The sequence below is a fragment of the Marinimicrobium sp. UBA4209 genome (genome assembly GCF_002381585.1).
Classification (GTDB): domain Bacteria; phylum Pseudomonadota; class Gammaproteobacteria; order Pseudomonadales; family Cellvibrionaceae; genus Marinimicrobium; species Marinimicrobium koreense.
Window position 1 is genome coordinate 4305 of record NZ_DFTP01000056.1, and the last position, 678, is coordinate 4982.

The window sequence follows — 678 nt, forward strand, 5'->3', positions numbered from 1 at the left end:
ATCATCAGCCCGCGCACGCCGGTGCGGGAGCGGGCGTCGGGGTTCCAGTGGCTTTCCTGGTAGCTGATGGCGGCAAGCAGCTGCCAGTCCAGGTCAAATTCGTCGGCGGCTTCCTGCAGCAGGGTCTGCCACTGGGGCAGGCGCTTTTCCAGTCGGTAGGAGAACAGCAGGGCACCGCCGGTGGTGACTTCATCAATGTGGTCGTAGAACCGCTCGCTGATGGCCGCCAGGGTGCCGTCCTGTTTGATTCGGTCCAGATATTCCTCGGCCGCCTGGTACAGGCTTTCATCCCGACTGCGGGGAAAGGCCCAGGCCAGCTCCTGAGGTGCGCCCAGGTCAAAGGCTGCCCGTGCGCGCGGGAAGGTATGGCGGTTCAGTTCATAGGCGTTGGAGTCGACAATGGCATAGTCCACTTCACCGCTGTGCACTTTTTCCAGCAGGTCGATCATTTCGACTGAGGAGGACTCACGCCAGGTCAGGGCCGGGTAGTGAGTCTTGATGGCTTCAAGACGCTCAGCGTGGGAGGAGTTGGCGATGACCAGAATGTCTTTGCCGATCAGGTCCTCGACCGAACGGGGCGCCGGCTTGCGGCTGTTATACAGCACCTGCTGGCGGATGGTCATATAAGGTTGGTTGAAGCGCACGCGCTGGCGGCGACGCTCGGTGATGCTCAGTCCG

1 protein-coding gene is annotated in these 678 nt (G+C 61.9%); it reads right to left on the minus strand.

What is annotated here, in order from left to right; translation table 11 throughout:
- Nucleotides 1-678: transporter substrate-binding domain-containing protein (locus B3187_RS08330; RefSeq protein WP_286805723.1), on the minus strand; the 678-nt coding region annotated here is incomplete at both ends.